The 10,692-nt window shown below is 61.6% G+C and carries 9 protein-coding genes; 6 read left to right on the forward strand and 3 right to left on the reverse strand.

Features of this window, described 5'->3' with window-relative positions:
• The first annotated feature begins 2 nt into the window (after positions 1-2).
• Positions 3-980: a response regulator gene (locus ABI660_RS15295; protein ID WP_348069551.1), complete on the forward strand. Its 978-nt coding sequence runs from the start codon at positions 3-5 to the stop codon at positions 978-980.
• A 123-nt stretch (positions 981-1,103) separates the two neighbouring features.
• On the opposite strand, the gene cqsA is transcribed toward ABI660_RS15295, so the two are convergent.
• The 3 genes from cqsA to ABI660_RS15310 form a co-directional block, all read right to left on the reverse strand.
• Entirely contained in the window at positions 1,104-2,369 is a 1,266-nt protein-coding gene (gene cqsA, locus ABI660_RS15300) for an alpha-hydroxyketone-type quorum-sensing autoinducer synthase (protein WP_348069554.1), read from the reverse strand.
• Positions 2,370-2,516: 147 nt separating this feature from the next.
• Positions 2,517-3,827, reverse strand: a complete 1,311-nt coding sequence (locus tag ABI660_RS15305; RefSeq protein ID WP_348069556.1) for an acetylornithine deacetylase/succinyl-diaminopimelate desuccinylase family protein — start codon at positions 3,825-3,827, stop codon at positions 2,517-2,519.
• A gap of 174 nt (positions 3,828-4,001) precedes the next feature.
• Positions 4,002-4,493: a rhodanese-like domain-containing protein gene (locus ABI660_RS15310; RefSeq protein WP_348069558.1), complete on the reverse strand. Its 492-nt coding sequence runs from the start codon at positions 4,491-4,493 to the stop codon at positions 4,002-4,004.
• A 281-nt stretch (positions 4,494-4,774) separates the two neighbouring features.
• On the opposite strand from ABI660_RS15310, the gene ABI660_RS15315 reads away from it, so the two are divergent.
• The 5 genes from ABI660_RS15315 to ABI660_RS15335 form a co-directional block, all read left to right on the forward strand.
• Positions 4,775-5,896 (forward strand): TRAP transporter substrate-binding protein, encoded by a 1,122-nt coding sequence (locus tag ABI660_RS15315; protein WP_348069560.1) that lies wholly within the window; start codon positions 4,775-4,777, stop codon positions 5,894-5,896.
• Positions 5,897-5,980: 84 nt separating this feature from the next.
• Entirely contained in the window at positions 5,981-6,601 is a 621-nt protein-coding gene (locus ABI660_RS15320; RefSeq protein ID WP_348069562.1) for a TRAP transporter small permease subunit, read from the forward strand.
• The gene (locus ABI660_RS15325; protein WP_348069564.1) at positions 6,598-8,571 is read left to right on the forward strand and encodes a TRAP transporter large permease subunit; all 1,974 of its coding nucleotides are present in this window, start codon (positions 6,598-6,600) and stop codon (positions 8,569-8,571) included. Before ABI660_RS15320 ends, ABI660_RS15325 begins: the two co-directional genes overlap by 4 nt.
• Before the next feature lie 114 nt (positions 8,572-8,685).
• A complete protein-coding gene (locus tag ABI660_RS15330) occupies positions 8,686-9,531 on the forward strand; it encodes a PPK2 family polyphosphate kinase (RefSeq protein WP_348069566.1) in 846 nt (281 codons plus the stop codon).
• A gap of 46 nt (positions 9,532-9,577) precedes the next feature.
• The coding region (locus tag ABI660_RS15335; protein ID WP_348069568.1) for a cobalamin-dependent protein at positions 9,578-10,692 on the forward strand (1,115 nt) is incomplete at its 3' end.

Raw genomic sequence — 10,692 nt, forward strand, 5'->3', positions numbered from 1 at the left:
CCATGACTTTCCCCCTCTTCCATCGCCCCGGCGCGATTGTTTTTCTCGACGATGACCAAGCGTACCTGGAGATGCTGGCCATGGTGTTGCCGCGTCAATGGAACGTGAAGCTATACCTGCGGCCCCAAACCTGCATCAACCACCTGCAACAGGAGCCGCCCCTGTGCGAGGCTGACGCCTGGGCCCAGCAGGAAATGATCGACCAGTGGCGCGCCGGCAACCCGCTGATCCCGCAGATCCTGCGTTATTGGGCTACCCACACCGAACGCTTCGGACTGACCCGCGTCTGTGTGTTCGACTACGCCATGCCGGGCATGGATGGCCTGCAAGCGCTGGGCGAACTGACCGACTGGCAGGGCGGCCGCATCTTGCTGACTGGGCAGGCCGACGAACACGTCGCGGTCAGTGCTTTCAACCGGGGACTGATCGACCAGTTCATCGCCAAACAAACGCCCGACATTTCCCAGCACCTGATCTCGGTTGTCCAGCGCATGCTGACGCAGCCGCAGATGCGCCATTCGCAGATATGGCGCAGCGCGCTGACCCAGCCGCAGCACGCCCTGTTGCAGGTGCCGTCGGTCGGCCGGCAGCTTGCAAGCCTGGCCAGCACCCACTGGATTGAACATGTGCTCATCGGACAGCCCTTCGGCATCCTCGGCATGGACACAGATGGACGTGTCAGCTGGCTGCAACTGGAATCTGCCTCGGGGCTGGCAGACCTGGCTGAACTGGCGGAATCCCAGGGCATGAAGGCGACGGCTGCCGACGATATCCGGTCCGGCCGCACCCTGGTGGACCTGGAACTTCAGCAGGCGCTGGGCCAAACCGGCCCGGCACGGCTGATGCCCGCGTTTTCCATTGGCCACGAGGGCACGCTGCTGGCCGCCCTGTTTCCGGTCGAACTGGCCGCCAGTCTCCCGGGATTGACGGGCTACAGCCACTGGCTCAAAAAGCATGGACAGCGCACCGTGCAGGACTGATGCCTGGTACCGCGCCCCGAAAATATCGAAGCATGAAAGCGCGTCTTCGCTCCCTTGGCGGGGTTGCAATCCTTGCCCCGGCACGAAGCCACTACTTTGTTTCGCCACTTCCGGGTGGCAGTATCAGCCGCCTGCCGCTTCAGCGGCCCGCGCGCGCCGGGCAATCGGCCAGTCCCAGGGCTTGACGCGGGGCGCCACTTCCCGCGCGACGGCCTCCACATGGCAGAGTTCCGCCTCGGTAAGCGCCGCGTGCAGGGTCAGGCGCACCATGGCCCGGTTGCGGCTGGTAGCGGGTGCGCAAAAGACGGCACCAAAAACGCCACGTTCTTCCAGGTGGTCACGCAACACCATGGTATCGGGCTCGGTGCCGGCCTCCAGCGCAATGATCTGCTCCGTCCCCTGGTGGATCGGATAGCCCATGTCAGACAGGCTGCTGCGCAGCCGCAAGGTATGCGCATGTAGCCGTTGTCTTTGCTCATCACGCTTGCCAATCACGGCGAGCGTGGCACCCAGGCCGGCGATCTCATGGGGCAAGAGGCAGGAGCTGAAGATATTGGGGTAGCTGGAACTCAGGATGTAATAGCGCAACTCGGCCGGTGCGGTAAAAAACCCACCGCGCCCGGCAAAAGCCTTGGCCAGGCTGGCTGTGATGAAGTGAACCCTGTCCGTCAGGCCGAGTTCGGCACACAAGCCTGCCCCACCCGGGCCATGCGTCCCCAAGGAGTGCGACTCATCCACCAGAATCATGCAACCGTGGCGCTCGGCCACTTCCACCATTTCGCGCAGCGGACACAGGGCGCCGGTGGTGCTGTAGACCGAATCGACCACCACCACGCCCGCGCCATGCCGAGACAACACACGGTCCAGGTGTTCCGGGTCGTTGTGCCGGAACGGATGGGCGGGTGCACGCGCCGCATGCGCACCCTCCCACAGCGAGGTGTGAGCCAATGTATCCAGATAGACCGGCGTCTGCGCATCGGCAATCGCCTGCAACAAGCCCACATTGGCGGCATAACCCGACTGGCAGACAAAGCCGTCTTCTTTTCCGACCCACTGAGCCAGGGATTTTTCCAGCGCGCGCGCCGGATGTTCGCCATGTACAAAGACACCTGACTGGATCACGAATTCACGATCATTTCGCAAAGCCGCCACCTGAGCGCCCACGATGTCCGGATGCCCCGTCACACTGAGGTAATCATTGCCATCCAGTCGAACCGCATTGGGACCGGCGATTCTGCCGTGGAGGACAAACTTTCCGCCCCATTGCTGCTGCCAGCGCGGCGTGAATTCGCGGGCAATGCGCTGCCGCAAATGCGAAGACAAGCCAGGATTGGCAACTGGCTTTGTTACAGAACGTGCGGGAGAAGGAAGGAGAAGTTGGGCTTGCATGGTGGTCCTTGTGAAAAAGTACCACCATTGAAATTGAATTTAACAATTTAGATACCGCTACCCCTGTCAAGATTGACAGGGGTCCAGACCAAAAAAAAGCCTTTAGGTGTAGTAATCAACTAAATCACTACCTTGGTATTACTGTCCTCAGGTCGACCGGGCCGCCCCAGTCAGGCTCAAGGCCGCCAAAGCCATGATTTTTGCGCTGTCTACCAGTTCCTGGATGCCCACATATTCGTCGGGCTGGTGCGCGAGATCCAGGATGCCAGGGCCGTAGGCGATGCAGGCATCGAGCTTGCCGGTGCGCACGATATGTTTCTGGTCATAGGTGCCGGGACTGGAGATGTAGCTGGCTTCGCGACCCAGCACGCGCGCAATCGCCCGCGCGGTGGCCAGTACAACCGGCGCATCCCTGGGCGTGGCCGTAGGCACAAAACTCATGATGTCCTTGATGCCGTAGTCAAAGCCGGGCCGGCTGCGCTTGAGTTGTTCGAGCATGGCCACGATTTCCGCTTTCACGGCCTCCAGGCTTTCTTCGGCAATAAACCGGCGGTCCAGCACAGCACGGCATGAGTGCGCCACCACAGGCGCCGGTAAATCACCGGTTGGTCGGCCGCGCGCATCCAGCGAAAACAGCTGCTCCACTTGTCCACCGTGCAAGCTGTTGATATTGAGGGTACTGACCCTCGCACCGGGCGGCTCCACGGGCTCCGCAGTATGGCGCTGCGACAACCGGGGCTGCAACTGCGTTTCCAGCAGATGGATAAAGGCGCTCATGTGATTGATCGCGCTGTCGCCCAAGAAGGGCATGGAGCCGTGGGCAATCCGGCCGAGGGTCTCGACCTCGCCCCACCAGACACCGCGATGCCCCAGGCAGATGCGGTCCACGCCCAGCGGCTCGGGGATGATGACATGGTGCACGCGGGGTTTCGTGAAATAACCGCGCTCGGCAAGATAGCCCACGCCAGCGAAACCACCCGACTCCTCATCGACCGTGCCTGAAATCTCCAGCGCTCCGGGAAATGCCAGCCCCTCCTCGAGAATAGCTTCGCAGGCGATCACGCTGGATGCCAACCCACCTTTCATGTCGCAGGTGCCGCGGCCATAAACCTTGCCGTCCCTGATTTCGCCGCCAAAGGGATCTGTAGTCCAGCCGGACCCGGCCTCGACCACATCGATATGGCTGTTGAAGTGCACACATTCGCCAGCTGACTTCCCTTCGTAGCGGGCAACCACGTTGATTCGCGGGTGGGAATCATGGTCGCCCGGCGCTCCTTCGGCACGGATGTATTCAACGGCAAAACCGCGTTTTTTCAGCCGTTCCCCGAGCAGATGCGCGCAGGCTTCGTAGGCGTCGCCGGGCGGGTTGATGGTGGGAATGCGAACCAGATCTTGCGTCAGTGCCACCACTTCAGCGCGTTTTGATTCAATGCGTTTGAGCAGGCTGTCATTGTTCATGCTGGCCAGTTTATGTGAACCGGCCCCGGCTGTCCCAGCAGTACATGCGCGGCCAAAGGACTGCATTTTCAAGCAGGGGCCGCGGAACCGGCTTTGCCGGGCCGCAGGCGCAGCGCCCCCTCGGGGGGCAGCGAACCACACGAAGTGGGGAGCGTGGGGGCTCTAGTTCTGGCTCTAGTTCTGCTTCCACGGCAGACCACGGCGGCGCCAGCCCCCGAGCATGCCGCGGTGGGCCTGCGCGTCAGGGTCGCCCTCGAACCCCTCCAGGATGTTGTAAGCCTCCATGCCCAGCTCGGCAGCGCGCCTCGCAGCTGCCACCGAACGCACGCCACTGCGGCACAACATCAGGGCTTTCATGCCCGCCGGCACCGCCGCTTGCAGGTTCTGGTCAAACGCAGGGTTCACGGCCATTCCAGGCCACTGCTTCCATGCCAGCGCTACCGCACCCGGCACAAAACCGACCCACTCGCGCTCCGCATCGGTGCGCACGTCAATCAGCACAGCCTGGCCCGCATGCCACCACTGGAAAGCGAGTTCTGGCGACACATTGCCGGCATATCCGGGAGCAGGGTGCACCTGCAGAATTTCAGGCTGCGCGGTCTGGGGGCTGCCGCTTGCGGTGTCGGAGGTTTTACCGGCAGGGCCGGGAGTCTGAAGGGGGTTCATCATCAATTCCGGTTGGTCATAAACAGGGCTTGAAAAGCACACAGTGATTCAAGCAAGTTTAAAACTTTCGTGCGCCGGCCGGTCGCGACGGGACGACTCACAGCCGCTTCAAAGTTTTACAAAGCCGACGACGACGCGCAGCCCGAGCCCGAGGCTGAAAAACAGTTTCACCCCAATTAGGCCCAATCCTGGCAACCCGGTTGGTAAAAACCCTCTCACAGGCGCAGCAGTGATGACAAAAGATAGTGCGCTAACCTTTTTCACAACCGGAGACAAAAGCCATGAACGAGATCAAGACCCCTCGCCGACGCAGCCTGCTCAAGGGAGCGGCTGTAGCAGCCGGCGCCGGCGCGATGTCCGCCCCCATGCTGGCTACCGCGCAAACCGCTACCACGCTGCGCTTCCAGAGCACATGGCCGTCGAAAGACATCTTTCACGAGTACGCCGCTGATTTCGCCAAAAAAGTCAACGACATGGCCAGCGGGAAGCTCAAGATCGAAGTGTTGCCCGCAGGCGCGGTTGTTCCTGCCTTCCAGTTGCTCGAAGCCGTCAACAAGGGCACGCTGGACGGCGGCCACGGCGTGGTCGCCTACCACTACGGCAAAAATTCAGCGCTCGCGCTGTGGGGTTCCGGCCCGTCCTTTGGCATGGACCCCAACATGCTGCTGGCCTGGCACAACTACGGCGGCGGCAAGGCCCTGCTGGAAGAAATCTACAAGTCCATCAATATGGACGTGGTGTCCTACCTCTATGGCCCCATGCCGACCCAGCCCTTCGGCTGGTTCAAGAAACCGATCGCCAAGGCCGCTGACGTCAAGGGCATGAAGTTCCGTACCGTGGGTCTGGCCGTCGACATGTACACCGACATGGGCGCGGCCGTGAACCCGCTACCCGGTGGCGAGATCGTACCGGCGCTGGACCGCGGCCTGATTGATGGCGCCGAATTCAACAACGCTTCTTCGGACAAGCTGCTGGGCTTCCCCGACGTGGTCAAGAACTGCATGCTGCAGAGCTTCCATCAGAGCGGCGAGCAGTTCGAAATCCTCTTCAACAAAACCAAGCTCAACGCCCTGCCACAGGACCTGCGCGCCATCATCGACTACGCCGTTCAGGCCGCCAGCGCCGACATGAGCTGGAAGGCCATCGAGCGCAACTCCAAAGACTACATTGACCTCAAGAAGGCCGGCGTCAAGTTCTACAAGACGCCCGACGCCATTCTGCGCGCCCAGCTCGCTTCCTGGGACAAGATCATGGTCAAGAAGGGGGCAGAGAACGCGCTGTTCAAGAAGGTGCTTGACTCGCAAAAAGCCTTTGCACAGCGTGCCGGCCAGTGGCAAAACGACTACACCGTGGACTTCAAGATGGCCTACAACCATTATTTCGGCGCGGGCAAGAAAGCCTGAGCGAGGCCCTGGCCTCCAAGGGGCACCCGAGGGGTGCCCTTTTTGTTTTTTCAGGAGCGCCGTCGGGCGCCGCAAGGAGTTGCCATGCAATCGTTTTTACTCGCGGTGGACCGTTTTTCCACCTGGATTGGCAAGACTTGCGCATGGAGCGTCGTCCTGCTCACCTTGCTGATCAGTTGGGAAGTATTCAGCCGCTACGTGCTCAACCGGCCTCACGCCTGGGTGCTGGACGCGCAGATCATGCTTTACGGCCTGCTGTTCATGATGGCGGGCGCCTACACCCTGAGCAAAAACGGTCATGTGCGCGGCGACGTGCTTTACGGCTTTCTCAGGCCGCGCACGCAGGCCATCGTCGACCTGACGCTGTACATCCTCTTCTTCCTGCCTGGCGTCGTCGCGCTGACCTGGGCCGGATGGACTTATGCCAATGAGTCGCTGGCGATCCGCGAGCAGACCTTCAACGCTGACCCGATTCCGGTCTATCCCTTCAAGTTCGTGATCCCGGTGTCGGGTTCTGTGCTGCTGTTGCAGGGCATCGTGGAAATCATCCGCTGCATCCGGTGCATTCAAACCGGCGCCTGGCCGGTCCGCGACGGGGATGTGGAAGAGGTGGATGTGGAAAAACTCAAGGAAATGGTGCACGTGAAAGACGAAGACATGGCCGCGCTGGAGCGCGAAATGGCCCTCAAGGAGGAGCGCAAATGAAGATCCGCAAGGAACTCTGGTTCGGCCTGAGCTTCATGGCACTGGTGATCATCGGCGCCGCCACACTGTTGCTGAGCGTCGAAAAAGTCACCAATGGCCACTTGGGCCTCCTGATGCTGTCGCTGGTGGTGACGGCCATCATGCTGGGCTTTCCGACCGCCTTCACGCTGATGGGCATGGGCATGATTTTCACATGGCTGGCCTACAACCGGGACACCACCAAGACACTGGACCTGATGGTTCAAGCAGCGTTCAAGACCATGTCCAGCGACGTGTTGATAGCCATACCGCTGTTTGTTTTCATGGGTTATCTGGTCGAGCGCGCCAACCTGATTGAAAAACTTTTCAAGAGCCTGCATTTGGCGATGGCCAGGATTCCGGGCTCGCTCGCAGTCGCCACCCTGGTGACCTGTGCAATTTTTGCGACGGCCACCGGCATTGTGGGTGCAGTGGTCACACTCATGGGCCTGCTGGCCTTGCCGGCCATGTTGCGTGCGGGTTACAGCGTCCCGATGGCGGCCGGTTCCATTACCGCAGGTGGCTGCCTCGGCATCCTGATTCCGCCTTCGGTGCTGCTGATCGTGTACGGCGCCACGGCCGGCGTGTCCGTCGTGCAGTTGTACGCAGGTGCATTTTTTCCCGGCCTGATGCTGACCGGCCTGTACATCTTCTACGTCATCCTGGTGGCCAAGCTGAAGCCGCAGTGGGCGCCACCGTTGTCGGCCGCAGATCGTGTTGTGACATTGCCCCCGCTGACGCAGCAGTTGACCACCGGCACGGACAAATACGCACCGACGGGCCTGCTCGGCGCCCTCAAGGGAAAGCGTAATGCCGACGTGCCACTCGGCCACATCCTGCGGCAGCTGACCATTGTGGTGCTGCCGGGCCTGCTCTTTTTGCTGGTGCTGTTGACCAGCTATCGGGCCGTCACCACCGTCGAAGCCGAGGCGGTTTATGACATCCAGCAGATTGGCGCGTCCAGCCCGTCAGCCGAACCGGCGGCCGATGCCGGTGGCCTGCGGGAACCTCCCCAAGAAGAGGGCTTGCAGGAACCGCCTGCGGAAGGCAGCCTGCAGGAGCCTCCATCGGGTGATGTCCAGGAGCCGCCGGGCACCGCGACCTCACCTGCCGGGCCGGTCGGAGCTGGTGTGGTCGAGCCTCCTGGCGCTGCGCCCGCCGACCCCGAAACGGCAGCCGCTACGGGAGCCACCACGCGCGATGCTCCGACCTGGTGGTGGGTCAGCTTCGCCATCTTCGGCGCGCTGGTCGCACTGTTCTACCTGTTCCTGAGTTTTGCGCGGCTGGAAATCTTCAAGATGCTCCTCACCTCGTTCTTCCCGCTGATGATTCTCATCGTCGCGGTGCTGGGCTCCATCGTGATGGGGCTGGCCACACCGACCGAAGCGGCCGCAATGGGTGCCTTGGGCGGCTTTGTCCTCGCCATCGCGTACAAACGCCTGACCCTCTCGGTGCTTCAGGAATCGGTATTCCTGACCGCCAAGACCTCGGCCATGGTTTGCTGGTTGTTCGTCGGCTCGGCCATCTTCTCCGCGGCTTTTGCCTTGCTGGGGGGGCAGGAACTGGTCGAGAACTGGGTGCTTAGCATGAACCTGAGCAAGACGCAGTTCCTGGTGATGAGCCAGGCGATTATTTTCGTTCTCGGCTGGCCGCTGGAATGGACCGAGATCATCGTGATTTTCATGCCCATCTTCATCCCGCTGCTCGACAACTTCGGCGTAGACCCGCTGTTCTTCGGTCTGCTGGTCGCGCTAAACCTGCAGACGGCCTTCCTGAGTCCGCCGGTGGCTATGGCCGCGTTTTATCTCAAGGGTGTCGCTCCCAAACATGTCACGTTGAACCAGATTTTCCTCGGCATGTTGCCTTTCATGGCCATCCAGGTGCTGGCGATTGTGTTGCTGTACCAGTTTCCGGCCATCGGCCTGTGGCTACCGCAGTTGCTGTACAAATAAGCGGGTGCTGCCCACCTGTCGGGAAACATAGGGGCGGCTCGAGTGCCCCTGTTTCATGGAAAAACGGTAAGATTGACGTTTACGTAAACGTCAATCATCCACACGGAGACAGCCATGTCCAACGGCAACAGCAAGCGCGCGGCCCTGCTGGCCCCCTGGCAACCGCCCACCGCCGGTCGGGAGCGGCCGTTTGGGCTGTCCGGGCTCAAGGCCTCGGCCAAGCCCTTTTCAACCGGTGACAAAGCCGAAGACAAGTCCGCCGTGGAAGCGCTGGCCATTGAACTTGACGGCCTGCAGGACCTGTTCTATGCCGACAAACGCCACAAGTTGCTGGTCGTGCTGCAGGGCACCGATACCTCCGGCAAGGACGGCACCATCCGCGCCGTGTTCAGCCGAACCAGCCCGCTGGGCGTGCATACCGTGGGCTGGAAAGCACCCAGCGAGGAAGAACGGGCGCACGACTACCTGTGGCGCATCCATCGCCAGATGCCCGGTGCGGGTGAGACCATGATCTTCAACCGCAGCCACTATGAGGACGTGCTGGTCCCGGTGGTCAAGGGCTGGATCACGCCCGAACAGGCCGCGCAGCGCTTTGCGCACATCAATGAGTTCGAACGCCTGCTAGCCGAAACCGGTACGGTGATCCTCAAGTTCATGCTGCATGTCAGCTTTGAAGAGCAGGGCAAGCGCCTGCAGGAAAGGGTCGACGACCCGACCAAGCGCTGGAAATTCAGCCTGGGCGACCTGGAGGTACGCAAGCAGTGGGCCGAGTACCAGAAGGCCTATGAGGCGCTGCTGGGTGCGACGAGCACCCCGTGGGCGCCATGGGCAGTGATACCCGCCGACTCCAAGACACACCGCAACCTGATGATTGCCACGCTGGTGCGCGACAAACTGAAGTCGCTGGACCTGTGCTATCCGCCCGATGATCCGGCGCTGGCCGGATTGAAAATCGAATAATCCTGCTGCATCCAAGCCACGAGACAACCACCCAGAGAGCGCCGCCATGACCGACCTGTCCGCCGAATTCAAGGCCCTTGCCAGCTACCGCCCCACGCACAAGGTGCGTTTTGTCACCGCCGCCAGCCTGTTTGACGGCCACGATGCCGCCATCAACATCATGCGGCGCATTTTGCAAGGCATGGGTGCCGAAGTCATTCACCTGGGCCACAACCGCAGCGTTGATGAAGTGGTCACGGCCGCGCTCCAGGAAGATGCGCAGGGCATTGCCATCAGTTCCTACCAGGGCGGCCATGTCGAGTACTTCAAGTACATGGTCGACCTGCTCAAGAGCCGCGGCGGCCAGCACATCCAGGTGTTTGGCGGGGGCGGCGGCGTGATTGTGCCACCGGAGATCCGCGAACTCCATGCCTATGGCGTCACGCGCATCTACAGCCCGGAGGACGGCCAGAAAATGGGTTTGGCCGGCATGATCGGCGAGATGGTCATGCGCTGCGACAAAGACCTGACCGGCTTCGCGCCTGCGGACATCCAGGCGATTGAGGGCCATGGCGAAATGGCCTGGCGTTCGCTGGCGCAGCTCATCACCGCTCTGGAGAATGACAAGGCAAATCCGGCGCTCGTCGAGACGCTTCGCGCGCAGGCTGCTATCAAAAAGATACCGGTCCTGGGCATTACCGGTACCGGCGGCGCAGGCAAATCATCGCTGACCGACGAGCTGATCCGCCGCCTGCGGTTGGACCAGAACGACCAGCTGCGCGTGGCCGTCATCAGCATCGACCCCTCACGGCGCAAGAGCGGCGGTGCACTGCTCGGCGACCGCATCCGCATGAATGCCATCAGCCCATGGCAGCAGGGGCCGCGCGTCTTCATGCGCAGCCTGGCAACTCGTGAATTTGGCAGCGAGATCAGCAAGGCACTTCCCGAAGTGATTGCCGCCTGCAAGGTCGCCGGGTTTGACCTGATCGTGGTGGAGACCTCGGGCATTGGCCAGGGCGACGCAGCCATCGTGCCGCACGTCGATGTGCCCATGTATGTGATGACGCCTGAATTCGGCGCGGCCAGCCAGCTTGAAAAAATCGACATGCTGGACTTCGCCGAATTTGTCGCCATCAACAAGTTCGACCGCAAGGGCTCGCTTGACGCCCTGCGCGACGTGGC

This window comes from Polaromonas sp. (assembly GCF_039930745.1).
Classification (GTDB): Bacteria; Pseudomonadota; Gammaproteobacteria; order Burkholderiales; family Burkholderiaceae_C; genus Polaromonas.